This window comes from Streptococcus mitis (assembly GCF_002096845.1).
GTDB lineage: Bacteria > Bacillota > Bacilli > Lactobacillales > Streptococcaceae > Streptococcus > Streptococcus mitis_A.
The window spans coordinates 39,516-63,036 of sequence record NZ_NCVK01000059.1 but is presented as its reverse complement, the minus strand read 5'-3'; the positions used below and the strand labels follow the sequence as shown (position 1 = coordinate 63,036).

The window sequence follows — 23,521 nt, the reverse complement described above, 5'->3', positions numbered from 1 at the left end:
CAGCTTCAGTTAGAGCGAGTTGCCCACCTGCTTAATTGCGCGGGTTCAATACAAACCGTGAAGTTTCGGCACCAATACAGCTTTTTTCTTTGCCTCCTTAGCTCAGCTGGCAGAGCAGCGGACTCTTAATCCGTGGGTCACAGGTTCGATCCCTGTAGGGGGCATAATATATAGTTTAGAAACGTTGTTAAATCAACGTTTCTTTTTGATTTGGTCAACTTTTGGTCAATATTTCTATTTTTTAACTAAACTCGTCAAAACTGCACGAACTTTGTTATTTTCAATATCTGCTTTTTCCTTTATCAAATGACCGTAAGTCTCAGTTATTTGTTTAATATCTCGATGACCCATTAACTTTGACACTGCCCAAATATCAACACCCATTGCTAACATTGTTGAACAATACGTATGCCTTAAACCTGTACTTGTCATAGTTTGCGGATAAATTTTCAAATCTTTTAAAATTTGTTTCAGATGTTTATTAACTCCTGCATTTGTTACAACATTATAATTCAAATCAACAAAAATCATATTTTCATTATTTGAAATTGTGCCATTTTCAATAAATACAGATTGCTCTTTTTTTAGTTTTTTTAAAATATCTAAAGTATCACGGTCAATTGGAACTGTACGAACTGAATCCTCAGTTTTTGGTTTTGTCCAACATTTTTTTATAGTGTCATATCTGCGGTATGTTTTTATTTCTGAACTTTCCCACAATACACAATCCCATGTAAGGCCTGCAACTTCTCCTGCACGTAATCCTGTTTTTAATTGAATCAATAGCAGATACGGTACAATTGAAGTTGTTAAATCAAGATTGTTTTCTAAATATGTCACTAACTTTTGATAGTCTTCAAAGCTATGAATATATTTTTCATCTCTTCGCTTCTTTGAAAGGCGACCAGATAAAATGACACCTTCAGTAAAATCTTCTATATTGAGCTTATCTCTTTTCGCAAATACAATAACATTTCTAATTTCCGCATTCATTCTACTAACATTGTCTCTGCTATTAGTTTCAGCGTACTTGTTAATAAATTCTTGATATTCGCTCGATTTAATTTTTAAAGCTGGTTTGTCTTTAAAATATGCTTGAATGAATTTACCACGTATTAGATGCTTATTGAAAGTAGATTCCGCTTTGCCAAGTGGTTTAACTGTTAATTCTAGCCATTTTTCCCAAAGGGCATAGAATGTAATATTTTTATCAATTATTGCACCATTAAGCAATTTTAACTCAAGAGCTAACGCTTCAATTTCAGCCTCTCTTTTTGTCTTAAATCCTGAATTTGAAGCCACTACCTTTTTATTTTTATCAAAAATCCTATAATCCCATAAATTCTTTTTTCCTCGTTTTCTGAATGAAACAGACATGATTACCTCTTTTCTAAAGACGATAACCAAGATATTATCTTGATTATCGTATCATAAAGTAAAGATTTCTGCAAAGTTTTCTTCAAAAAATTCTTTTGTTTTGCTTGCTAAGAAGTAGTACCGTCCACCTTGATTGTCTGGATATTTCACAAAACCATCTTTATTTTTATCAATATCGATTTTTGACCGAATAGCTGGCTGATAAAGAACATTTTTTAATAACCAAGGTCGAGAGACTGACAACATGTTTAAGACCTCATCTAAACTAATATATTGCCCCTGTGAAGCCTTATTTTTTAAATTGAGATATTCTTCCTTTTCTACAATGATATGAGAAGAAGGTAACTGTACTTCTAAATTTTCTATTTTAATTGAAATTTTATCTGTCATATAAATTTCCTTTCATTGTCTTACTTAAATACGTTCCACGGCTCTTTTTCTTTCTTTAGTTCATCTTTTCGATTATTTAGAAAAATAATAGTATCAGGAGAGGGCTTGTACTTTGTTTTGAAATGAATCAAAACATGCTTGAAAAATTCCTGAATTGCTTCTTTACCGTAAATCTTTTCAATCTTGTATAAAAACGATTCTAAACCGCTGTTTTTCAATAAGTAAATATAGGTAGATAATAAATCATTTTTTCTTCTTGGTTTTGACCTCAATAAATCAAAATCAGTCGAAACATACTCCAGCATAACCTTTGAAATATCCCACAATTCATCATTTTTGAAAAATAAATATTTGTCCGTAAATCGTTGAAAAATAAGGCTCGATAGTTCTTTATCATTCCGACATTTCAAAATATCTAAACCAGTTTGATTAGCGTAAGCCTGTCTGATTGACATTTCAAATCGCACCCAATCATCACATTTCAAGGCTTCATCATAAAAGATGCCCTTCTTTTTCTCCTGCTCCAGTTTTTTATCATAGATTCGTAGTAGTAGAGAGTTTCCTTTGTTTGCTTTGCTACCAACATAGATTGTTTCTACTCTGTTGTTTGTGTTAATCGTACTGATATTTGACTGATTTTTTCTTAATTTGATTGTATTTGTAAAACTGTCAACGTATTTTGATTTGATTATTGACTTGTTTAACTCCTGATGAATCTGATTTACTTTCAAACCTTCATCTATAAAATCAACCGCAAAATCAATTTTTGAAACTCTACAACTACCGCTAAAATAATTTTCTAATTCAAAAAATTTTTGAACTAATCGACGATACGAAATTTTTTGATTATCTTCTTCACGTCGTTTCATGTAATGTTTTAAGCCTTGACCTGAGAATTTGAGAAGCACTCCCATTCGTGGGCTGTCAGTGTTAAAACATAACAAAATATCAAAATCATCAAAATTGACAATATAATTGTAGCCTGCAAATCCTTTTTCATTTAACTTGTAATTAACCGTGTACTTTTCTAATTCCAATAATTCATCAATTTTTAAACAAATATTTGAAGCAAAGGCTACATAATCAGTCATCATCTCATTAAATTCAGGCAAAAATACAAATGAAATTTCATCAATGTCACATTGAATCATACAAAATAACTCCTTTTTTATTGTTTTGTAGTTGACCCCGTTAGGGGTGGGGACTGGGATGGGGGTCATTACTAAACCCCCATGAATCCTAGTACCCCATTATTTACGATTTTTTCTTAATCGTTGACCGTATAAAAATGCTCGTTTAAATGTACTAATCTTTTCCAATCCGTGCTCATGTAGATTGATATTCCAAAATTTCCGTGGTTTGCTGAACTGTCCATCAGTAGTCATGATATAACCTGAAAATCGTGGTGCATGATTATCAATGTTATCTGTTTCTCCAAATACCATTCGAGCTAATTCGTCTGTAATAGCGCCATTTGATAAACAGATACGAACACCTAAGTTATCTCTAATAGCTGTTGAAAGCAACTCAGACCGCGGTTGTTGCATGCAGATACAGATATAGACACCACTAGAGCGAGAGCGAGACACAATAGACAAAACCAAATCTTGAACCCTTTTTCTCATCTTGTTATCTGTAATACTTGAAAGCATGGCTGAATATTCTTCGATAATACAGAGCTTCATCTTCATCTCTTTACCGAAATTAACGAAAGTTGCGCCAGTAATATCATCACGTGCCGATAGATTTGCAATTTCTTTTTCACGTTTAATGACTAATTCCAACAATTCTTCAAAATATGCTAAAATCTCTTCACTGTCTGATAAAATAACCCCAACTGGTAGAAAATCCCATGAACTGAACTCAGATTTCACATCTAAGATTGTTAAATCAACTTCTGAATCAAACATAAAAACTTGAGTAAGTAACGATTTTAAGAATGTTGTCTTTGAACTTGACGTGTTACCAATAATTAAAGAATGTATATTCTTCAACAATGAGAATGTCAAACCTTTTTCAACTGTTATTTCAAAATCATGGATTGGTCTTAATTCTGTGATATGTTTAGGCTTCAGCTGTCTTGCTTTAGCTTCTACAATATCATCTAATAAGTAAATGAACTCTGTATTATCTTCACTTAACCAATAATCTAAAACAATCAAAGAACGATTTTTACCCACTAAGCACGCTGATAACATTTCCGCAAACTTTTCTAAATCGTCAGTAGTTTGGTCAGCTAATTTTTTGATTTTTACCGTGATGCGCCTGCTTGACTTCGAGAAGTCAGCATGCGCTTTACTAACATCTATGAATTTGCTACCAACTTTACGATTCGCAGTTACTGAATCCAACAATGCCTTGTGTGTTTGTCGTTCTATCAATCTTAATTTATGATACAGAGATAATGAGCCAATTTTTGATAGTCTCAAAACAAATCGAACCAGTAAAACAAGATTAACAAAAAGCAAGACAGCTATTCCCATTACTTCAAAAATGAATCCAAATTTTAAAATACCAATACTTATTCCTTTAAATACTAACCATCTAACAACAATCCCAACCGATAGTAACCCAACTCCAAAAATTTGGAGTAGAGTTACAAAACTTGGGGAATTCGGCATTAAATGACCTGTATTTTCATTTAACCTGTACCTAATCATAAATACCTACATATCTCTTTCATTTCATTTAACATGTTGCGGCGCTTGAATTCCAAATACATATACGAGCGAATAAAATCAGTGTAACGTCCATCTGAGTAAACTAAACTCAAATTCACGAAAGATGAAACTCGTCCTTCAACTTCAGAATTAATGTATGCTGATAAAATCTTTCGTAGTTCAATGGGCAAGTCTAAAGCTGATAAATCATCTAATTCTTTATAAATATCTTGCATATCTATTTCCTCACGACTTTAAACTAACTTCTTTGATATCTTCAGCCCAAACTTCAATAACATCAAAACTTTTGAACTTATAGCGACCACGTGGATTGACTAACTGATACAAATGTCTGAACTGAATCTTGTTCGCAATTTCTAAAGTTGGGACAACAAGACTAATCAATTTAACTGTTCCATCATCTTTGGGCATTGATAAAAATACTTCATAACCAATTGATTTGTCAGAAAAAACTGGGGCGTTTTTACCATTTTGATTTTTTTCGAACCCTATGATTGGGAAAAATGGTTTTGGTTCTGTAACACTGACTGCAACGCAAGTTGAAATATTAGTAAGGGTTTGGGCAGTGCGACGGTCATTTACAATTGAACCTTCTGATTGATTTGATTTGTTTCCGAACAAACCACTTTGTAGTAAATTTTGGTTAGCATTAACCATAATAATTTTCCTCTGCTAGCTTAAAGCTAGTTCTTTCTGTTGAATTTTTCTTGTAAATATTTGAATCTTCTTATTTACATTTCAAGTGTATCATGATTAAAATTGACTGTCGATTGAGAGAAAAAACAGACATTTAAAAACATTCTCATACAACTTTTTAATCATGTGACATGAAATGAAATTGAGTGATTCATCATTACAAGACTAGTGTAGCAAAAATTTAATTGTATTTCGTTGAAATAAAACAGATGGAAATATTGCTGTATTTCATACAACTATTTCAATTGCGAAACATAAAACCAGTATATATAAAGGAAGAAAATAGTTGTATGATTAAACCTCGAATATAAATAATCAAATTGGTTGTATTGTACAATTATTTGTGTTATACTCTAACTATAAAATAAATGAAAGAAGGACATTAAATGTTTAAACACACTATTGAATTTATAAAACGTTCAACGATTGATGTAGTACCTGAAAAGGTTAAAATCTTCAAAGATGAACAATTGCAAAAAGGACCAAAATATTATTGGTATATGTTTTTGCATGACGAAAGAATTGGAGAAGTATCTGATATGTTTGCATATTACGGCGGAAACAAAGATACAGCTAAACAAAAAATGAGTCGATTAATGAAAGATAGTCGAACTCATTTGTCTGAAAATGTTTTAGAATTACTTGCTAAAAACATGAATTTAAGTGTTTCTGAATTGCTGTGGGGAGATGAAGAAAATTGGAAGAAATTGCTTCCAGCACTTTTCTATTTAATTGTTTTTGAATCTATTAGCGCTTCTGATTTCAGAAAAAATAGAGAGCAACAATTGAAATCGAATGTGCTTGAAGTTTTAAAAGAGTCTGTACTATTTTCAAGTGAATTAGCGAAGAAAGAAATTGAAGCGGATTTATCTGATGGTATTGTTCCATTTGATATTTTTGATAAGAATTTATTTAAAGTTATTTCAAGACTTTATCAAAAAGAAGTAGAAGAAAAATTTTACAGACTATTTAAAGAATTCTTTATAGAAGAAAACTATTGTTTGAAAAAATTAGATAATAGAATAATTGATTTTGCGGAGCGAGTGTATAAAGAAGTTATTTTTGATAACAAGAAAACAGAAGATTCTTTAGGAATTCAGGTTTATCAGCATTCAAATTTATTTTTGAATGCTGATTATAGAGAATATAGAACAAGTATTATACAAAAGAAATCCTTGAATGAAGTAGTACTAGAAAAGGGGCAGGTATTAGAACATTATTTGGATGAAGAACAAAGAATGATACTTGAACAAGTTTCAAAATTTGTCAGTGGTTTAGATAAGATTCAGAGAAGACAAGATGAACGCTTAGGATATCGAAAGAACAACAAAAATTTATTCAAATATGGATTTGATTTTGTAAAATTTGATGAAGAATATTTTAGAGAATCAGAAGAGAAAGTAGAAGAAACTATGATATCTACTGAACAAATGAGCGCAGATTTGAAAAAATTAGATATGTAAAAAAAACAACCGCTAGAATTTTTAGCGGTTGTTTATGTTATTCAATAAGGTTGCTATTGCATCAATTATAGCGCTTTGAAATTAATTAAAATATTATTTAACTTGATTTAGAATCGTATGAAATGCGGAAATTATTTCTTTTTGTTTATTATCAGGTAAATTTTTTATATTTGAAATTAATTCAACAATCTCAGGATTTTCATCTTTTTTTGTAATATCAAAGAAAGATGAAATATCACATTCAAGGGCATTCATAACTTTTTCAAGTGTGTTAATTGTTATGTTCGTTTCTAAGTGTTCAAGTTTATATACATAATTTGTTCCAAGGTCGGCTCGTTCTTCAATTTGTTCTTGTGTAAAACCTTTTTTCAGTCTTAAAAGGCGGATTCGTTTTCCTACATATTTTCTTAGTGATTGCTTCATGTAATACCTCACAAACTTAATATTACAGTTTTTTTACTACATATTTTAGTTCTTGAAAGATTGGTTTAAACTTTACAAGGTTGGTTTAATGCGATATAATTAAAGAAAAAACAACTATATATAGTTGTTAATGTGAATTTTTGGAGATGTTATGTCAAAAAATACTTTTAAAACCCTCACAACCTCAACAGCTATTGCGCTTGCGTCTGTTGGTGGAACTGCATTTGCTCAAGAAGCAACTACTACAACAGCAGTTGATACAACTGCTGTCAATGAACCTGCTCTTGTTTCTAAACCTGTAGCTGATGCAAAACCAGAAGTGAAGAAATCTTCTGATGTCAAGCCTGCTCTGGATGCTCAAGCATCTACTGTTAAACAAGTTGAAGCTGAAAGTGAAACAGCAAAAGCTGAAGCTACTTCTGCTAACCAAGCTGTTACAACTACTGAAACTGCTTTGACAAGTGCTAAAGAGGACTTGAAGTCTGCTGAAGCTATTAAAGCCAATGCTACAGAAGAAAATATCACTGCTACAAAAGCAAAACAAGATGCCAATGTAAAAGCTCAAGAAGCCAATCAAAAAGCAACTGAAGCGTCTACTGAAGCCATTAAAGTTCAAACTGAAACTGTAGCAACTGAAACAGCTAACGTTGCAAGCGCAACAAGTAAGAAAGCTGAAGCCGATAAAACAGTAACCACTAAAGAAGCGAATGTAAAATCAGCTGAAGACGCGCTAAATGGTTCAGGACTTGGTGAAGCTAAAGCCTCACTTGCCCAAGCTGAAAAAGATATTGAACAAGCAAATGCCAATATTTCAAGCGCAGCAACAGCTGTCGAAACCGCTAAGAAAGCAGATAACAACCGCGCAGAAGCCATTAAACAAGCTGAGAACAATGTGAATGTCAAAAATGATGCCTTGAAATTAGCTAAAGAAATGATGGACGCAGACCAAAATAAAGTTGAATCTATCCAAGAAAAAGCAGATGCAACAGCGTCTAAAGAAAAAGAAGCGCAAACTGAATTGGATGTGAAAAAAGCTAAGTTAAATAAATCTGAAGGAATGAACATTCCAAATCCAACATTCACTATTCCATCAAATGTGTATAATGGATTTTCAGCAGATGTATTGAAATCAGCTGGTGTGTCTTCAAATGTTGTAACATTCGCACAGCTAGTCAAATTAGATGACGCAACTACAAATGAATCAATTAAAAAAGATTTACGTCGTGTCATTCTACAAGCTTCTGCTAACATTGTTAAACAATCAAATGCTAACGTTAAATATGACAATGCTGATCTAAATCGTCCAGTTGATATTGATAACTTGACAGAAGCTCAAAAACTTGAAATCTCAGAATTTTATGTTAATGGATTGAAACAAATCAGAAATGCATTTAAAAATTCATTTAACGTAAAATCAGAAACAGCAACAACTAAAGAAGCTGTCACTTTAGCGTCAACACAAGCTGAAAAATATGAAAAACGTGGATTAGACCCAGTTGTTCATGGTCACGTAACAAATGCTGTTGAAAACATTTCCTTCATGAACTCTGATATTTCAAATATGTATGAATTAAAACAAGCCGTCTATAACACTTTAATGTTCACAACATATCTTGATAATGCTGTTTCAAATGAAAGATACAGATGGGGACACCTTCGTGCAAACCTAAACTTTGCAAAATATGTTGGTATTGATGTAGCTAATATCAATGGTCGTTATTACATGATTACAGCATTTTCAAATGAAGGAACTCCAGTTTCTAAATCAAATGACCTTGCCCAACTTGAAGCAAAACTAGCTGAAGCCCAAAAACAAAACAGTCAAGCTCAAACTGCTCTTACAAATGCTAAAGCAGAATTGGCAGAAGCTTCACGCAAATATGCTTCTGCACTTGAAGCTAAAACAGACGCTGAAAAAGAATTGGCAAGCAAATCAGAAACACCACTTCAAACAGAAGTTGCTGAAAAGAACTTGCAATTGGCAAACCTTGCTTTGAAAAATGCACAAGAACGTAAAGCAAACGCTGAAAAAGCTGTTGAAAACTTCTCAAGAAGCCAAGCAGAAAAAGAAACTGCTCTTGAAACAGCTGAAGATGAACTAGCTACAGCCAAAACTGCTCAAAAAGATGCTGAAACTGCTCTTACAAGTGCGCAAGCAAAATTGCAAGCAGAAGAAAACAAGTTGAAAGCTCTTCAAGCTGAACAAGCTAAACTACATGAAGAAAAAGACAAATTGGTGTCAGATGCGAAAGCAATTGCAACTGAATTGAGTGCATATCTAAACGCAGATAAAAATCTTGCAGATGCGCAAGCAAAAGTAGCTGATTTAGAAACAAAACTGACTCAAGCAAAATCTACTGCAAAATTGGCACAAGATAAATTGGACACAGTTACAGCTAAATTGAAAGCTGAACAAGCTAAATTAGCTGAAATCCAAGAAGAGTTTGATAAGTTGCTAGACTTAGAAAACAAAGCTAAAGATAATGTAGTTGCAACTCTACCAGATGGAACTGTTGTTGCTGTAGACTCAAATTCTAATACTTTACCTACAGAAAATACTGAAGAAACTGTTGATAAAACAAAGACAGCTTCACAATCAGGTAAAGATGTTGCTTTGGATGCTAAAGAAGATGTTGTTGTGAAAGATAAACAACAAACATATTCAGCTCCAGCTGTTAAAGCGGGTGCAGATGAAAAAGTGACATATTCACGAGTAGAACGTGCAAAATCATTACCAAATACTGGAGAGTCATCAAGTGTTGCAATGTTGGTACTCGGTGCAATTCTTGGAGCATTTGGACTTGTAACAGTACGTAGAAAGAATTAGAATAATAAAAAAATCTTCTTATTGTAAATGATAGGAAGATTTTTTGGATTCACAAAATTAGTTTAAAAGACTACGCTATTTAAACCATTTTTGAGAATGAATAGAAGCGTTATTTGAAATATATACAGAAAAAGAACCCCAACGTACATTGGAGTTCCTCTTGTTTTTAATTGTCCGAATCAATATTTTTATTTCAAAAAAAGGTAGTGAAAAAGGTAGTGATTCGGTTGATTTTTATTGCAATGTAGTGAAATTTAAAATTTCAAAATTCGCTTAAAATCAAGGTTCCTCACGTCTATTGACATGTAGTGAATCCCTATTTCACCTCTGTAAACACAACGTGTTTGCGAAGTTTTGGTGAGTATTTCTTCAATTGAAGACGGTCTGGAGTGTTACGTTTGTTTTTAGAAGTAAGGTACAAGCGTTCACCAGATTCTTTGTGTTCAAGTGTAATATTTACGCGCATGGTATCTCCCTTCTATTATTCAGCTGCTGCAGCTTTAGCGATTTTACGTCCTTTGTAGTATCCTTTAAGTGATACACGGTGAGAACGTGAGTAATCTCCAGTAGTTTCGTCAAAGTTTACAGATGGAGCTGTTACTTTGTAGTGTGTACGACGTTTGTTTTTCTTCGCTTTTGAAGTGCGACGTGCAGGTACTGCCATTTTGATTTCTCCTTTAGGTATTTATATTCGATTCAATCTACTGATTTTCATCAACCATACTAGGATAACACATTTTGTTTGTAAAGTAAAGTTACTTGACAAAAAAAGATGAAAAAATTAGAAGGTCATTAACCGAATTAATCGAAATTTTCTGAAAATTCAAGAATTTTCTTCTGTTCATTGCCTTAAAAATGTGCTATAATAGTAAAAACTGAAATGGGAGGGAACAAATGACTGAATTAGATAAACGTCACCGCAGCAGCATTTATGACAGCATGGTAAAATCGCCAAACCGTGCCATGCTCCGTGCGACTGGTATGACAGATAAGGACTTTGAAACACCGATTGTGGGAGTGATTTCGACTTGGGCGGAAAATACACCATGTAACATTCACTTGCATGATTTTGGGAAATTAGCCAAAGAAGGTGTCAAATCTGCAGGTGCTTGGCCTGTGCAGTTTGGGACTATCACTGTAGCGGACGGGATTGCCATGGGAACGCCTGGTATGCGTTTCTCTTTGACATCTCGTGATATCATTGCGGACTCTATTGAGGCGGCTATGGGTGGTCACAACGTCGATGCCTTCGTCGCTATCGGTGGCTGTGACAAGAACATGCCTGGTTCTATGATTGCTATTGCCAATATGGATATTCCAGCTATTTTCGCCTATGGTGGTACTATTGCACCTGGAAATCTTGATGGCAAAGACATTGACTTGGTTTCTGTTTTTGAGGGAATCGGAAAATGGAACCACGGTGACATGACGGCTGAGGACGTGAAACGTCTTGAATGTAATGCCTGCCCTGGCCCTGGTGGCTGTGGTGGTATGTATACAGCTAATACCATGGCGACTGCTATCGAAGTTCTCGGTATGAGTTTGCCAGGGTCTTCATCTCACCCAGCTGAATCAGCTGACAAGAAAGAAGACATTGAAGCAGCAGGACGTGCTGTTGTTAAGATGCTGGAACTTGGTCTCAAACCGTCAGATATCTTGACTCGTGAAGCCTTTGAAGATGCCATTACTGTAACCATGGCTCTCGGTGGTTCTACAAATGCCACTCTTCACTTGCTTGCCATTGCCCATGCGGCTAATGTTGATTTGTCACTTGAGGACTTCAATACGATCCAAGAGCGCGTGCCTCACTTGGCCGACTTGAAACCATCTGGACAGTATGTCTTCCAAGATCTCTACGAAGTCGGTGGTGTGCCTGCGGTTATGAAATATCTCTTGGCGAATGGCTTCCTTCACGGAGACCGTATCACATGTACTGGTAAGACTGTCGCTGAGAACTTGGCTGACTTTGCAGACCTTACACCAGGTCAAAAAGTCATTATGCCACTTGAAAATCCAAAACGTGCGGATGGTCCGCTTATCATCTTGAACGGGAACCTTGCTCCTGACGGTGCGGTTGCCAAGGTATCAGGTGTTAAAGTTCGTCGTCACGTTGGGCCAGCTAAGGTCTTTGATTCAGAAGAAGATGCTATTCAGGCTGTTCTGACAGATGAAATCGTTGATGGCGATGTAGTCGTTGTTCGTTTCGTGGGGCCTAAGGGTGGTCCTGGTATGCCTGAGATGCTGTCACTTTCATCAATGATCGTTGGTAAAGGTCAAGGAGACAAGGTTGCCCTCTTGACGGATGGGCGTTTCTCTGGTGGTACTTATGGTCTGGTTGTTGGACATATCGCCCCTGAAGCTCAGGATGGTGGACCGATTGCCTATCTTCGTACAGGCGATATCGTTACAGTTGACCAAGATACCAAAGAAATTTCTATGGCTGTATCGGAAGAAGAACTTAAAAAACGCAAGGCAGAAACAACCTTGCCACCACTTTACAGCCGTGGTGTCCTCGGTAAATATGCCCATATCGTATCATCTGCTTCACGCGGAGCCGTGACAGACTTCTGGAATATGGACAAGTCAGGTAAAAAATAAACTTAAAAAGCAAGCCAATCTCGGCTTGCTTCTTTTCATCTCCAAAAGTAATTTGCATGCTTAACGAGGTGGTAGTCCAAGGGCAATACGGCCGTAGCGACTGATTCGTGTGATTTTCCAAGCAGGCGACCAGGTGACTTCAACCTTGACATCTTCAATCCCCTCGATTTGTTTCAGACCTGCGACGATTTCGATAGGCAGGCTTTCGGCGCAATCGCAGGCAGTATCGGTGAAGGTCATGACAATCTTACAGAGGCCTGTTTCGTCTAAATTGATTTCATAAATCAGCCCTAGATTGTAAACATCCAATTCCACATCTGTATCAAAAACTTTCTCTAGTTTTTCGATAATTTTGTCTTGTAAGACCAAAGCACGGTCATTGATTTTGATATCCTCTCTCATTACAGTCCCTCCACGTGATAAATATCCTCTATTTTCTCATAATTCTGACAATTTGGCAAGTTTTTGATGGATTTTCTGAAAAAATATGATAATATAAAGAAAAGACTAAATTAAGGAGAAGCCTATGGAGCAGATTGGAAAAGTCTTTAGACAATTACGAGAGTCAAGAAATATCCCGCTGAGACAAGCAACTGGGGGACAATTTTCGCCGTCTATGTTATCTCGCTTTGAAACAGGTCAGAGTGAGCTTTCGGTAGAAAAGTTCCTATTTGCACTGGAAAATATATCTGCCAGTGTGGAGGAAATCCTCTTTCTGGCGAGAGGTTTTCAGTATGATACAGATTCTGAGTTGAGAAAAGAAATCATAGATGTCTTGGATCCAAAGAATATAGCTCCGCTTGAGGACTTGTATCGCAAAGAGTATCAAAAGCATGCCCATTCTCAAAACAAACAGAAACATATTCTAAATGCCATTATTATCAAGTCTTATATGAAGAGCATGGATGAAAGGGTAGAGTTAACAGCAGAGGAAGGGAAAGTCCTTCATGATTATTTGTTTTCTACCGAGATTTGGGGAATCTATGAACTAAATTTATTTTCAGTCAGTTCTCCCTTTTTATCTGTTTCTCTTTTTACTAGATATGTACGAGAAATGATCCGTAAATCTGATTTTCTAATGGAAATGTCTGGCAATCGAAACCTTTTTCACACTATACTATTGAATGGTTTTTTAGCCAGCATTGAGTGTGAAGAATTTACCAATGCCTCTTATTTTAAACGTGTTATCGAAGAGCATTTCTACAAGGAAAATGAAACCTATTTCCGAATTGTCTATTTGTGGGCGGAAGGTCTCCTTGATAGCAAGCAAGGCAGAGTCAAGGAAGGTCAGAAAAAGATGGCAGATGCTGTCCGTATTTTTGAGATGCTTGGCTGTAATAAATCTGCCGAATACTATAGAAAAACGACCGATTGTTGAATATCTGCAAACTAAGAAAATCATTCGAAATTTGAAGCGATAGAATTGTTGAGCTCTCACAGGTTATCAAAGAAGTTCTATCGTTTTTTTGCTCATTTTGTTTGTTGCATATATTCAAAAATTTTTCCTCTAGAATTTCTAAGTGCTATACTATAGTCATACTTCATATAGGGATTAGAACAAGGAGGGAGATTATCTATGAAACTATTGTTTAGAAATCAAGCTTATCGACTCTTGACTTTGTCACGCTTCTTCAATGCTTTTGGTGCTTCGATTTTTAATCTGGTATTTATCGTCTATGCATCGACCTTGCCACAAGCCTCCTTTGCTGTTGCTATGGCAAATATTGTCATGATTCTTCCGACTCTCTTTACAGTTTTTGTAGGGATTCGGGCAGATTATACGAGGGACAAGGTCAAATGGATGATCTATAGCGGTTTGTTTCAGGCGGTTTTATTTTTTCTAGCAGCCCTAGTTGTTCAGCAAGCTAGTTTATTTGCCTTTTCTAGCCTGTGTTTGATCAATGTCATTAGTGATGTCATCAGTGATTTTGCAGGTGGTTTGCGCATGCCTCTTATTAAGGAAAAAGTAGCTGAAAATGATTTGATGGAAGCTTATTCTTTTTCCCAGTTCATCACCTATATTTCAGCTATTGGTGGTCAAGCTTTTGGAGTCTGGCTCTTAGGACTATCGGTTAACAATTTTTCCCTCGTTGCGGGAATCAATGCTTGCTTTTTCCTAGTATCAGCCTTTATTCTCTTTTTAGGAAAAAGCAAATTGAGCCTGTCAATGTCATCTGCTGATGGTGAATCACTAAAAAATGAGAAGCTATCTATCAAAGAGCAATTCCTAACGATTTATCGAAATTTACGTCTCGTTTTTCTTAAAGGTGGACAGAAAAACTTTGGATTCATGATCTTTGCTGTCTTGCTTATCAATGCCTTGGGTGGCGCTTTAGGAAGCATCTATAACATCTTCTTTTTGAGCCATTCTCTTTTGGACTTTTCTTACACAGAGGCATTATTTATCAGTCAATTCTGTGCTTTGTTAGCAGTCATCATCAGTAGCCTTACGGGCAATGATTATTTTGGGAAGCAGTCCTTGCCTAGATTGATGATGTGGGTGACCGTAGGACTCAGTCTAATTGGTCTAGCTAATTTATTCAATCAAGTCGTACTTGGTTTACTATTTCTCTGTTCAACTCTGTATGTGTCTGGTAAAGTTCAACCAAAGATTAGTGCCATGCTCCTGAAAAATCTAGCTCCAGAGGTTCTAGCTCGTACCAGTAATTTTTTAGGTTTATTGTTCACCTTATCCATACCTGTGGGAACAGCTTGTTTTTCACTTGTTGCCGTATGGAATATACAGTTGACTTGGATGCTATTTGTTGGTCTTTCCTTCCTGGCTATTCTTTTGACAGTTATTAATCTCAAAAATGATATCTAAATCCTAAATTTTTTCTCACTGTTTTAATCCCTTTATTTATGGTAAAATAGGACTATTAAGTTTAAAGAGGATTCCCTATGAAATTACAAAAACCAAAAGGAACGCAGGATATTTTACCTGCTGAATCTGCCAAATGGCAGTACGTTGAGGGCTTTGCCCGTGAGATTTTCAAGCGCTATAACTATGCAGAAGTGCGTACGCCTATTTTTGAGCATTACGAGGTCATCAGTCGCTCTGTCGGAGATACGACTGATATCGTAACCAAGGAAATGTACGATTTCTATGACAAGGGTGACCGTCATATCACCCTCCGTCCAGAAGGCACAGCGCCCGTTGTCCGTTCCTATGTGGAAAATAAACTCTTTGCACCAGAGGTGCAAAAGCCAAGCAAGTTCTACTACATGGGCCCTATGTTCCGCTATGAGCGTCCACAGGCAGGGCGTTTGCGCCAGTTCCACCAGATTGGTGTTGAGTGTTTTGGATCTAGCAATCCAGCTACCGATGTGGAAACCATCGCGATGGCAGCCCATTTCTTGAAAGAAATCGGCATCCAAGGTGTCAAATTGCACCTCAACACTCTTGGCAATCCTGAGAGCCGTGCAGCCTACCGCCAAGCCTTGATTGACTATTTGACACCGCTCAAGGAGACCTTGTCTAAGGATAGCCAACGTCGTTTGGAGGAAAATCCTCTCCGTGTCTTGGACTCTAAAGAAAAAGAAGACAAGGTAGCAGTAGAGAATGCGCCTTCTATCTTGGACTTCCTTGATGAAGAAAGCCAAGCTCATTTTGATGCTGTGCGTCAGATGTTGGAGAATCTTGGAGTAGACTATATCATCGATACCAATATGGTGCGTGGTCTGGACTACTACAATCACACTATTTTCGAGTTTATCACTGAGATTGAGGGCAATGACCTGACAGTCTGTGCGGGTGGCCGTTACGATGGTTTGGTTTCTTACTTTGGAGGCCCTGAAACTGCTGGATTTGGATTTGGACTTGGTGTAGAGCGCTTGCTTCTCATTCTTGAAAAGCAAGGTGTGCCCCTCCCTATCGAAAACGCCCTAGATGTCTATATCGCAGTCTTGGGAGAAGGAGCAAATGTCAAGGCCTTGGAATTGGTGCAAGCCCTTCGCCAACAAGGTTTCAAAGCAGAGCGTGATTACCTCAACCGTAAACTCAAAGCTCAGTTCAAGTCAGCTGATGTCTTTGCGGCTAAGACCCTCATCACCCTAGGAGAGAGTGAAGTCGAAAGCGGACAAGTAACGGTCAAGAATAACCAAACCCGAGAAGAAGTGCAAGTGTCACTTGATGCTATCAGCCAAAACTTTTCAGAAATCTTTGAAAAATTAGGATTTTAATAACAGAAAAACTGGTCAGAGAACTACTCTGACCTTTTTCTTTTGCAAAATGACAAAAATCATAAACTTTTTGACAAATATGCTTGTCAAAAAGAAAAAGATGTGTTACAATATAATCAAGTTAAGAGAAAAGGAGCAGGGAACGATTATGTGGGCATTAGGATTTGTACCTCTTGTGATTATGTATTATATCTACCATTCCCAAAAGGTCAAGAAACTAGAGAATAAAATCAAAAGAATTGAGCAAAAACAGAAAGGAAATAAAGAAATGTCAAGAATTTTAAAAGAATTGATTGGGAAAACACCGACAATCATTGGACAAGTTTTTGGAACAGATAACTGGGAAGTTGTGGATGTTGATGAGGAATGGGTCAAGCTACGTCGTGTTAATAAAAAAGGAAAAGAAAAATTCAAACTACAACGTATTGAGGATATCCAAACCGTTGAATTTGACGGAGAGTAGGTGTGTAACATGCAACTAAAAAATCGTCTAAAAGAGCTTCGGGCTCGCGATGGCCTCAATCAAACCGACCTAGCCAAACTGGCAGGGGTTTCCAGACAGACCATTAGCCTATTAGAACGGGACGAATACACCCCGTCCGTTGTGATTGCCTTGAAAATATCTCAGATTTTCAACGAAACAGTCGAATCGGTATTTCGCTTGGAGGAGGATGAGTGATGAACAAGTATAAAGTGATTTATTATGTAGTTGCCATAGCTCTATTAGTCAGCCTGTGTCTACTAATTGGAACAAATCTAGGATGGTTTGATCTCTATTACAGCGACCAATTTACTTGGGCCTACTTTGCTCTTATCCCAGTAATTGACTGGATTGAAAAGAAATCCAAAAATCTAGCAAGTGAAAAAGGAGAATGAATATGAAAAAGAATAAGAAAGGTGGCTTGTTATTTTTAATGTCTATTGTCTTGGGAGGTTTCTTGTACATATTTGTAGATATGTTGAAGGCTGGTGCCGAATCCCACGAAATTATTTTAGATGTAAAAATCTTGATACCATGGATATCAGCTATTGGTTTAGTATTAGGTTTCATTAGCATTCTTTTGACGTTCAATTTCTTAAAGAAAAGCAGAAAATTTCACTCCTTGTATCAAGAGGAAATGGATGATGATCTGAATGAAACCTATTATGTGCAGATGTATCGGAATCTCGAGTTTGGAACCATTGCTTTTAATAGTGCAAGCGTAGCGATTTTATTGGCTCTCTTTATTTCAGGAAGTGAAGTGATTGTACTAGATAGAAGCAATCTAATCTTACCTCTTTCTTTTTTGGGGTTAGTGTTAGTTTTAAATGCTCAAAAATATCTTTTTAAGACCATTGCGATTGTTCGTCAGTTTGATTTGGCATTTTTCTCTACACCAAAGGATGTCATGGACTTTATCAATTCTTACGATGAAGGGGAGCGCCAGGCTAATTTGGAACAGAGTTTTCGGATTTTATTCCAACTAAATCAGTATGTCTTGCCAGGTCTCTACATTCTAATTGCTCTCTTTTCCTTACTGACAGGAGAGATTCAGTTACTAGCCTTCTTGCTTGTAGGAGCAATCCATATTTATATTGGTGTGATGCAGTTGCCTATGGTGAAACGTTATTTTAAATAAAGGAGTTTCTATGATTCGTGTTGAAAATGTAAGCAAAAGTTTTGGGAGCAAAAAAGCTCTTCATCAGATTTCTTTTGAGATTAAGGAGGGTGAAATCTTTGGTTTTCTGGGCCCTTCTGGCTCAGGTAAAACAACCATGATCAATGTCTTGACAGGTCAGTTGGCTGCAGATCAAGGTAAAACAGTTTTGTTAGGCAAGAATTCTCAAGATTTAACCTCAAATGATTTGGAACAAATTGGTATTGTTAGTGATGGTAGTGGTTTTTATGAAAAGATGAGTCTTTACAAAAATCTTCTTATCTATGCTAAGCTATATGGTCTCAAGTCAGATAGAGTAAGTCAGGTGCTCCAACAGGTTGGATTGGCAGATGCTAAAGATATTATCGCAGAAAAGTTATCTACAGGAATGAAACAACGAATGTTCTTGGCTCGTGCCCTTCTTAATGCTCCTAAGATTCTTTTCCTAGATGAGCCAACTAGTGGCTTAGACCCTACAACATCTAAGATGATTCATACCCTACTTCAAGAATTAAAGCAGGCGGGGACAACTATCTTTTTGACCACGCACGATATGAATGAGGCAACTCTGCTTTGTGATCGCTTATCTCTTTTGAATAAGGGAAACTTAATAGAGTATGGAAGTCCGCAAGATATTATTCAGAAGTATCATGTGGATAAGAAAGTACATGTGGTTTATAACGATGGACGAGAACAGATAGTTCCATTTGAAGAATTACCACAATTAGACACGACAGATTTGATGGTGGTTCACTCTTGTGAGCCAACTCTAGAAGAAATCTTTATCAGATTGACAGGAGAAAAGTTAGATGTTTAGAAAATTAAATGCCCTACTATGGTTAAGATTACAAGTCCTTATCAGCAATTCAACTTTGTTAGCAACTTTATTGATGCCTTTTGGTACTGCTGTTCTATATAATGAATTTTCAAATAAGGATGGACAATTGAGCCTATTTTTACTATCTGCTAGCTTGACGATGGTCTTGAGCATGGGAAGTGGTTATATGGTATCGATTATGATGGCAGAAGATAAGGAAAAACGAAATCTCAAATCACTCATCCTAAGTGGTGTGACAGCAATAGAATATACTTTCAGTATGCTCGTTCTCCCTATTTTGATAATGTTGGTTGCTATGATTGTACTTCCCATCTATCTTAAAGTAGATGTATCTGGTTATTTATTTGCCTACGTTATCTATTTGCTCCTAGCAACTATTTGTATTATTTTTCTCAACCTTCTAATCGGTGCGGTGTCAGATACTCAATCTAAAGCGCAAGTTTATAGTATCTTCCCTATGTTAATTGTCTCTATTTTACCCATGATTGCTTCTCAAAATGATACGGTTCAGAAAGTGTTAGATTATTCGTTCATCGGTCCTATTGTAAATCTTTTAAATAAAAAAGGTGGGGAAATATCTTTTTCTAATATTGGTATGTTACTTGCCTGGGTACTTGTGTTAGGAATAGCGAACCTCTTTGTATTGAAAAACAGTTATAAAGCAAGATAGGAGAACTTTATGAAACTACTTAAAAACCTTGGCTGGTTTTTTCTAGCCCTTCTATCCTTTTTATTCATCTATGGCTTCATTCAGGGGCTCGCGACTACTTCGCTTGCCTTAGGCGCTTCACCCTATGCTGTTACCCTACTCTATGTGGCCTTGGCTGGAGTTTATGTGTACGGTATTTACAAATGGTATCAGAAAGGTCCTGTTCGTATTGAGAAGAGTGGCTTCAACCGATTTATTTGGGTTCCTGCCTTGGTTTGGTTCTTATCTCTGGTTGTCCAGTTTTTCTTGCCAAATGATCCTTCAGTAAATCAGCAAATAGCGATAGACTTGACCTTGTCTCAACCACTTTTCTCATTCTTTGCGGTCGTTATTTTTGCTCCTTTGACGGAAGAACTTATCTTTAGAGGGATGTTGGCACGCTACCTCTTTCCTAAGCAGGACAATAGCAAACAAACTCTGCTTTTCCTTCTGGTATCTAGTGTTTTGTTTGCCTTAGGTCATTTCCCAGGTGATGTGCAACAATTTTTTGTCTATTTTAGCCTTGGTTTTAGTTTGGGCTTGGCTTATATTAGCAGAAAAGGTCTGGTCTACAGTATTTCTCTCCACGCTTTGAATAATTTAGTCAGCTTTTTGATGATTCTCATGCTATAATAGAGTCAGGAGGTCACATGAAACGAGTAATTTTATTAGCAGTGATTCAAGCAGTTGTTCTATTTTTCATCATTGGAGCGCTAGCTTATGCCTTCAAGGGCGATTTCTTCTACAGCCATCTCGCAGTAGTCTTTGCCCCTATTGCTGGTATCTGGCGTTTTGGGACAGCTTATACGACGGAAATCGTCTTGCCTCGAAAGGCAGCTGAAATCGCTGAAAAGCGTAAAGCAGGCAAAAATTCAAAATAAAAGAGTCCGGTGAACTTCATCGGACTTTTTGTATGGGCGTTAATTTTTAGGGACTTTACCTGATTTTTAAAGACTGACAAACTTTTCTGCTGATTTTCATGAAGAGCCTGCGCTTTTATGGTAAAATAGTAACAGAATAAAAGAGGAGAGAAACAATGAAACGTAGTATGTATGCTGGTCGTGTTCGTGAGGAACACATCGGACAAGAAATGACCTTGAAAGGATGGGTTGGCCGTCGTCGTGACCTTGGTGGTTTGATCTTTATCGACCTTCGTGACCGTGAAGGAATCATGCAGTTGGTTATCAACCCTGAAAAAGTATCTGCAGAGGTCATGACAACAGCTGAAAGCCTTCGTAGTGAATTTGTTATCGAGGTAACTGGTCAGGTCGCTGCGCGTGAGCAAGCCAATGATAAGTTGCCAACTGGTGCAGTTGAGTTAAATGTGACAGCTCTGACAGTGCTTAATACAGCTAAGACAACACCATTTGAGATTAAGGATGGCATTGAGGCCAATGACGATACGCGTTTGCGTTACCGTTACCTTGACCTTCGTCGTCCAGAGATGTTGGAAAATCTTAAACTTCGTGCTAAGGTGACCCACTCTATCCGTAATTACTTGGATGAGTTGGAGTTTATCGACGTGGAGACACCATTCCTTTCTAAGTCAACTCCTGAAGGGGCGCGTGACTATTTGGTGCCATCTCGTGTTAATAAAGGGCATTTTTATGCTCTTCCTCAAAGTCCACAAATCACGAAACAGCTCTTGATGAATGCTGGTTTTGACCGTTACTACCAAATCGTTAAATGTTTCCGTGATGAAGACTTGCGTGGAGATCGCCAACCTGAGTTTACCCAGGTCGACTTGGAAACGTCTTTCCTTACTGAGCAAGAAATCCAAGATATCACAGAAGGTTTGATTGCGCGTGTCATGAAGGAAACAAAAGGCATTGAAGTCACTCTGCCTTTCCCTCGTATGAAATACGATGACGCTATGGCTCTTTATGGTTCTGACAAGCCAGATACTCGTTTTGACATGTTGCTTCAGGACTTGACAGAAGTGGTCAAAGGTGTAGACTTTAAAGTCTTTTCAGAAGCACCTGCTGTAAAAGCAATTGTAGTCAAAGGCGCTGCGGACAACTATTCACGTAAAGATATCGACAAGATGACGGAAGTAGCCAAGCAGTACGGTGCCAAAGGTCTTGCTTGGATTAAGGTAGTTGACGGAGAATTAAACGGACCAGTTGCCAAGTTCTTGACAGGCATCCAAGCAGAATTGTCAACAGCGCTTGCTCTTGAAGACAAGGACTTGGTTCTCTTTGTGGCAGATACGCTTGAAGTGGCTAATGCAACACTTGGGGCCCTTCGTGGACGCATTGCCAAAGAGCTTGGCTTGATTGATAACGATAAATTCAACTTTCTTTGGGTGGTTGACTGGCCAATGTTTGAATGGTCTGAAGAAGAAGGTCGTTACATGAGCGCCCACCATCCGTTTACTCTTCCACAAGAAGAGACTGCTCACGAATTAGAAGGTGATTTGGCTAAGGTTCGTGCTATTGCTTACGATATTGTCTTGAACGGTTATGAGCTTGGTGGTGGTAGCCTTCGTATCAATCAAAAAGACCTTCAAGAACGCATGTTCAAGGCTCTTGGTTTCTCAGCCGAAGAAGCAAATGATCAGTTTGGCTTCCTTCTTGAAGCCATGGACTATGGTTTCCCACCACACGGTGGCTTGGCTATCGGGCTTGACCGATTTGTCATGTTGCTTGCAGGAGAAGAAAATATCCGTGAAGTCATTGCCTTTCCTAAGAACAACAAGGCAACTGACCCAATGACACAAGCTCCTTCAACAGTAGCTCTCAAACAACTAGAGGAACTCAGCTTACAAGTAGAAGAAGATGAAACAAGCAAAACGAATTAAGCGGTGGCGCTATTATCTGCGCCGCTTTGCTCATCAGATAAAAATTTTACGTGTCTTACAAAGCATCTCTCGCGAAAAATATGATGAGAAGATTTCGGCCTCTCTGGTCTATGGTTTTTTATCAGCAGTAGCGGTCAATTTCTTTTTCCAACCAGGGCATGTGTATTCGAGTGGTGCGACAGGTCTGGCACAGATTATCTCTGCCTTGAGTAATCACTGGTTTGGTTTTCACATTCCTATTTCGCTGACCTTCTACGCCATTAATTTTCCTTTGATGGTCTTGGCTTGGTATCAGATTGGCCATAAGTTCACCGTATTTACCTTTATCACGGTATCCATGAGTTCCTTCTTTATCCAGTTTGTCCCTGTGGCGACCTTGACGGAGGATCCCATTATCAATGCCCTTTTTGGAGGAGTTGTCATGGGCTTGGGGATTGGTTTTGCTCTTCGCAACAATATCTCCAGTGGTGGAACGGATATCGTCAGTTTGACTATTCGCAAGAAAACAGGTAAGAATGTTGGTAGTATTTCTTTCTTGGTCAATGGGACCATCATGCTGATAGCAGGTTTGACCTTTGGTTGGAAATACGCTCTCTACTCTATGATTACCATCTTTGTCTCTAGCCGTGTGACGGATGCTGTTTTTACCAAGCAAAAACGCATGCAGGCTATGATTGTGACCAATCATCCAGATAAAGTAATTGAAAAAATCCATAAAAAATTGCACCGCGGAGCAACCATGATCCACGATGCAGAAGGAACCTATAATCACGAGAGAAAGGCAGTTTTAATCACTGTCATTACACGTGCAGAGTTTAATGAATTTAAACAGATTATGAAACAGGTGGACCCAGGTGCCTTTGTCTCTGTCTCGGAGAATGTTCATATTTTGGGACGATTCGTTGAAACAGAAAATTAGTG

At 37.2% G+C, this 23,521-nt stretch carries 26 protein-coding genes and 1 tRNA gene; 17 read left to right on the top strand and 10 right to left on the bottom strand.

Annotated elements, in window-relative coordinates:
* Positions 1-91: 91 nt before the first annotated feature.
* Positions 92-164: transfer RNA gene (locus B7695_RS08845), tRNA-Lys, on the top strand.
* Between the two features lie 70 nt (positions 165-234).
* On the opposite strand, the gene B7695_RS08840 is transcribed toward B7695_RS08845, so the two are convergent.
* The 6 genes from B7695_RS08840 to B7695_RS08815 all read right to left on the bottom strand — a co-directional run bounded on the left by B7695_RS08840 (position 235) and on the right by B7695_RS08815 (position 5,105).
* The gene (locus tag B7695_RS08840; RefSeq protein WP_084891197.1) at positions 235-1,377 is read right to left on the bottom strand and encodes a tyrosine-type recombinase/integrase; all 1,143 of its coding nucleotides are present in this window, start codon (positions 1,375-1,377) and stop codon (positions 235-237) included.
* A 51-nt stretch (positions 1,378-1,428) separates the two neighbouring features.
* On the bottom strand, positions 1,429-1,767 hold the full coding sequence (locus B7695_RS08835) for a DUF771 domain-containing protein (protein ID WP_084891195.1): 339 nt from the start codon (positions 1,765-1,767) through the stop codon (positions 1,429-1,431).
* A gap of 20 nt (positions 1,768-1,787) precedes the next feature.
* Positions 1,788-2,987 carry a replication initiation factor domain-containing protein gene (locus tag B7695_RS08830; RefSeq protein ID WP_239822280.1) on the bottom strand — a complete coding sequence of 400 codons (1,200 nt, stop codon included), beginning with the start codon at positions 2,985-2,987 and terminating at the stop codon, positions 1,788-1,790.
* Between the two features lie 30 nt (positions 2,988-3,017).
* Complete coding sequence (locus B7695_RS08825; RefSeq protein WP_205008487.1) at positions 3,018-4,148, bottom strand: FtsK/SpoIIIE domain-containing protein; 1,131 nt, start codon at positions 4,146-4,148, stop codon at positions 3,018-3,020.
* A gap of 275 nt (positions 4,149-4,423) precedes the next feature.
* A complete protein-coding gene (locus tag B7695_RS08820; RefSeq protein ID WP_049513278.1) occupies positions 4,424-4,663 on the bottom strand; it encodes a hypothetical protein in 240 nt (79 codons plus the stop codon).
* A gap of 10 nt (positions 4,664-4,673) precedes the next feature.
* Positions 4,674-5,105: a hypothetical protein gene (locus B7695_RS08815; RefSeq protein ID WP_049513276.1), complete on the bottom strand. Its 432-nt coding sequence runs from the start codon at positions 5,103-5,105 to the stop codon at positions 4,674-4,676.
* A 425-nt stretch (positions 5,106-5,530) separates the two neighbouring features.
* On the opposite strand from B7695_RS08815, the gene B7695_RS08810 reads away from it, so the two are divergent.
* Positions 5,531-6,607, top strand: a complete 1,077-nt coding sequence (locus B7695_RS08810; RefSeq protein ID WP_084891189.1) for a hypothetical protein — start codon at positions 5,531-5,533, stop codon at positions 6,605-6,607.
* A 93-nt stretch (positions 6,608-6,700) separates the two neighbouring features.
* Here B7695_RS08810 and B7695_RS08805 read toward each other — a convergent pair whose 3' ends face one another.
* A complete protein-coding gene (locus tag B7695_RS08805; protein ID WP_084891187.1) occupies positions 6,701-7,030 on the bottom strand; it encodes a helix-turn-helix domain-containing protein in 330 nt (109 codons plus the stop codon).
* Positions 7,031-7,181: 151 nt separating this feature from the next.
* Between B7695_RS08805 and B7695_RS08800 the strand changes: the two genes are divergently transcribed.
* Entirely contained in the window at positions 7,182-9,857 is a 2,676-nt protein-coding gene (locus tag B7695_RS08800; RefSeq protein WP_084891328.1) for an SEC10/PgrA surface exclusion domain-containing protein, read from the top strand.
* A gap of 316 nt (positions 9,858-10,173) precedes the next feature.
* On the opposite strand, the gene rpmG is transcribed toward B7695_RS08800, so the two are convergent.
* Both rpmG and rpmF read right to left on the bottom strand, forming a co-directional pair.
* A complete protein-coding gene (rpmG, locus tag B7695_RS08795; RefSeq protein WP_001265622.1) occupies positions 10,174-10,323 on the bottom strand; it encodes a 50S ribosomal protein L33 in 150 nt (49 codons plus the stop codon).
* Between the two features lie 15 nt (positions 10,324-10,338).
* A complete protein-coding gene (gene rpmF, locus B7695_RS08790) occupies positions 10,339-10,521 on the bottom strand; it encodes a 50S ribosomal protein L32 (RefSeq protein WP_000290416.1) in 183 nt (60 codons plus the stop codon).
* A 230-nt stretch (positions 10,522-10,751) separates the two neighbouring features.
* Here rpmF and ilvD point away from each other — a divergent pair, with 230 nt between their 5' ends.
* Positions 10,752-12,455, top strand: coding sequence for a dihydroxy-acid dehydratase (gene ilvD / locus B7695_RS08785; RefSeq protein WP_000137344.1), 1,704 nt, complete (start codon positions 10,752-10,754; stop codon positions 12,453-12,455).
* Positions 12,456-12,515: 60 nt separating this feature from the next.
* Here ilvD and B7695_RS08780 read toward each other — a convergent pair whose 3' ends face one another.
* Complete coding sequence (locus B7695_RS08780) at positions 12,516-12,857, bottom strand: metal-sulfur cluster assembly factor (RefSeq protein ID WP_084891185.1); 342 nt, start codon at positions 12,855-12,857, stop codon at positions 12,516-12,518.
* A gap of 124 nt (positions 12,858-12,981) precedes the next feature.
* Here B7695_RS08780 and rgg point away from each other — a divergent pair, with 124 nt between their 5' ends.
* The 13 genes from rgg to B7695_RS08715 all read left to right on the top strand — a co-directional run bounded on the left by rgg (position 12,982) and on the right by B7695_RS08715 (position 23,519).
* Positions 12,982-13,833, top strand: coding sequence for a quorum-sensing system transcriptional regulator Rgg (rgg, locus tag B7695_RS08775; RefSeq protein ID WP_084891183.1), 852 nt, complete (start codon positions 12,982-12,984; stop codon positions 13,831-13,833).
* Between the two features lie 198 nt (positions 13,834-14,031).
* On the top strand, positions 14,032-15,279 hold the full coding sequence (locus B7695_RS08770) for an MFS transporter (RefSeq protein ID WP_084891181.1): 1,248 nt from the start codon (positions 14,032-14,034) through the stop codon (positions 15,277-15,279).
* A 77-nt stretch (positions 15,280-15,356) separates the two neighbouring features.
* The gene (hisS, locus tag B7695_RS08765; protein WP_084891179.1) at positions 15,357-16,637 is read left to right on the top strand and encodes a histidine--tRNA ligase; all 1,281 of its coding nucleotides are present in this window, start codon (positions 15,357-15,359) and stop codon (positions 16,635-16,637) included.
* 100 nt (positions 16,638-16,737) lie between these two features.
* Entirely contained in the window at positions 16,738-17,100 is a 363-nt protein-coding gene (locus B7695_RS08760; protein ID WP_239822279.1) for a hypothetical protein, read from the top strand.
* Between the two features lie 9 nt (positions 17,101-17,109).
* Positions 17,110-17,316, top strand: coding sequence for a helix-turn-helix transcriptional regulator (locus B7695_RS08755; RefSeq protein ID WP_001176230.1), 207 nt, complete (start codon positions 17,110-17,112; stop codon positions 17,314-17,316).
* Positions 17,316-17,513 (top strand): hypothetical protein, encoded by a 198-nt coding sequence (locus B7695_RS08750; protein ID WP_084891175.1) that lies wholly within the window; start codon positions 17,316-17,318, stop codon positions 17,511-17,513. Before B7695_RS08755 ends, B7695_RS08750 begins: the two co-directional genes overlap by 1 nt.
* Positions 17,514-17,515: 2 nt before the next feature.
* Positions 17,516-18,256 (top strand): DUF3169 family protein, encoded by a 741-nt coding sequence (locus B7695_RS08745; RefSeq protein WP_192855770.1) that lies wholly within the window; start codon positions 17,516-17,518, stop codon positions 18,254-18,256.
* A gap of 10 nt (positions 18,257-18,266) precedes the next feature.
* Positions 18,267-19,091: an ABC transporter ATP-binding protein gene (locus B7695_RS08740; protein WP_084891171.1), complete on the top strand. Its 825-nt coding sequence runs from the start codon at positions 18,267-18,269 to the stop codon at positions 19,089-19,091.
* Complete coding sequence (locus B7695_RS08735; RefSeq protein WP_084891169.1) at positions 19,084-19,782, top strand: ABC transporter permease; 699 nt, start codon at positions 19,084-19,086, stop codon at positions 19,780-19,782. The genes B7695_RS08740 and B7695_RS08735 overlap by 8 nt, the downstream gene beginning before the upstream one ends.
* 9 nt (positions 19,783-19,791) lie before the next feature.
* Positions 19,792-20,433: a CPBP family intramembrane glutamic endopeptidase gene (locus tag B7695_RS08730; RefSeq protein WP_084891167.1), complete on the top strand. Its 642-nt coding sequence runs from the start codon at positions 19,792-19,794 to the stop codon at positions 20,431-20,433.
* Positions 20,434-20,450: 17 nt separating this feature from the next.
* A complete protein-coding gene (locus tag B7695_RS08725) occupies positions 20,451-20,681 on the top strand; it encodes a hypothetical protein (RefSeq protein ID WP_033682917.1) in 231 nt (76 codons plus the stop codon).
* A 155-nt stretch (positions 20,682-20,836) separates the two neighbouring features.
* Positions 20,837-22,600 (top strand): aspartate--tRNA ligase, encoded by a 1,764-nt coding sequence (gene aspS / locus B7695_RS08720; RefSeq protein ID WP_084891165.1) that lies wholly within the window; start codon positions 20,837-20,839, stop codon positions 22,598-22,600.
* Positions 22,578-23,519 carry a YitT family protein gene (locus B7695_RS08715; protein WP_000806276.1) on the top strand — a complete coding sequence of 314 codons (942 nt, stop codon included), beginning with the start codon at positions 22,578-22,580 and terminating at the stop codon, positions 23,517-23,519. The genes aspS and B7695_RS08715 overlap by 23 nt, the downstream gene beginning before the upstream one ends.
* Positions 23,520-23,521 lie beyond the last annotated feature (2 nt).

Coding starts and splice junctions, on each gene's coding strand:
- B7695_RS08770 (WP_084891181.1), top strand. CDS start 14,032: ATGAAACTATTGTTTAGAAATCAAGCTTATCGACTCTTGACTTTGTCA.
- aspS (WP_084891165.1), top strand. CDS start 20,837: ATGAAACGTAGTATGTATGCTGGTCGTGTTCGTGAGGAACACATCGGA.
- ilvD (WP_000137344.1), top strand. CDS start 10,752: ATGACTGAATTAGATAAACGTCACCGCAGCAGCATTTATGACAGCATG.
- rpmF (WP_000290416.1), bottom strand. CDS start 10,521: ATGGCAGTACCTGCACGTCGCACTTCAAAAGCGAAGAAAAACAAACGT.
- hisS (WP_084891179.1), top strand. CDS start 15,357: ATGAAATTACAAAAACCAAAAGGAACGCAGGATATTTTACCTGCTGAA.
- B7695_RS08820 (WP_049513278.1), bottom strand. CDS start 4,663: ATGCAAGATATTTATAAAGAATTAGATGATTTATCAGCTTTAGACTTG.
- B7695_RS08740 (WP_084891171.1), top strand. CDS start 18,267: ATGATTCGTGTTGAAAATGTAAGCAAAAGTTTTGGGAGCAAAAAAGCT.
- B7695_RS08730 (WP_084891167.1), top strand. CDS start 19,792: ATGAAACTACTTAAAAACCTTGGCTGGTTTTTTCTAGCCCTTCTATCC.
- B7695_RS08760 (WP_239822279.1), top strand. CDS start 16,738: ATGTGTTACAATATAATCAAGTTAAGAGAAAAGGAGCAGGGAACGATT.
- B7695_RS08800 (WP_084891328.1), top strand. CDS start 7,182: ATGTCAAAAAATACTTTTAAAACCCTCACAACCTCAACAGCTATTGCG.
- B7695_RS08755 (WP_001176230.1), top strand. CDS start 17,110: ATGCAACTAAAAAATCGTCTAAAAGAGCTTCGGGCTCGCGATGGCCTC.
- B7695_RS08745 (WP_192855770.1), top strand. CDS start 17,516: ATGAAAAAGAATAAGAAAGGTGGCTTGTTATTTTTAATGTCTATTGTC.
- B7695_RS08840 (WP_084891197.1), bottom strand. CDS start 1,377: ATGTCTGTTTCATTCAGAAAACGAGGAAAAAAGAATTTATGGGATTAT.
- B7695_RS08805 (WP_084891187.1), bottom strand. CDS start 7,030: ATGAAGCAATCACTAAGAAAATATGTAGGAAAACGAATCCGCCTTTTA.
- B7695_RS08830 (WP_239822280.1), bottom strand. CDS start 2,987: ATGACCCCCATCCCAGTCCCCACCCCTAACGGGGTCAACTACAAAACA.
- B7695_RS08810 (WP_084891189.1), top strand. CDS start 5,531: ATGTTTAAACACACTATTGAATTTATAAAACGTTCAACGATTGATGTA.
- B7695_RS08780 (WP_084891185.1), bottom strand. CDS start 12,857: ATGAGAGAGGATATCAAAATCAATGACCGTGCTTTGGTCTTACAAGAC.
- B7695_RS08735 (WP_084891169.1), top strand. CDS start 19,084: ATGTTTAGAAAATTAAATGCCCTACTATGGTTAAGATTACAAGTCCTT.
- B7695_RS08815 (WP_049513276.1), bottom strand. CDS start 5,105: ATGGTTAATGCTAACCAAAATTTACTACAAAGTGGTTTGTTCGGAAAC.
- rpmG (WP_001265622.1), bottom strand. CDS start 10,323: ATGCGCGTAAATATTACACTTGAACACAAAGAATCTGGTGAACGCTTG.
- rgg (WP_084891183.1), top strand. CDS start 12,982: ATGGAGCAGATTGGAAAAGTCTTTAGACAATTACGAGAGTCAAGAAAT.
- B7695_RS08725 (WP_033682917.1), top strand. CDS start 20,451: ATGAAACGAGTAATTTTATTAGCAGTGATTCAAGCAGTTGTTCTATTT.
- B7695_RS08750 (WP_084891175.1), top strand. CDS start 17,316: ATGAACAAGTATAAAGTGATTTATTATGTAGTTGCCATAGCTCTATTA.
- B7695_RS08835 (WP_084891195.1), bottom strand. CDS start 1,767: ATGACAGATAAAATTTCAATTAAAATAGAAAATTTAGAAGTACAGTTA.
- B7695_RS08715 (WP_000806276.1), top strand. CDS start 22,578: ATGAAACAAGCAAAACGAATTAAGCGGTGGCGCTATTATCTGCGCCGC.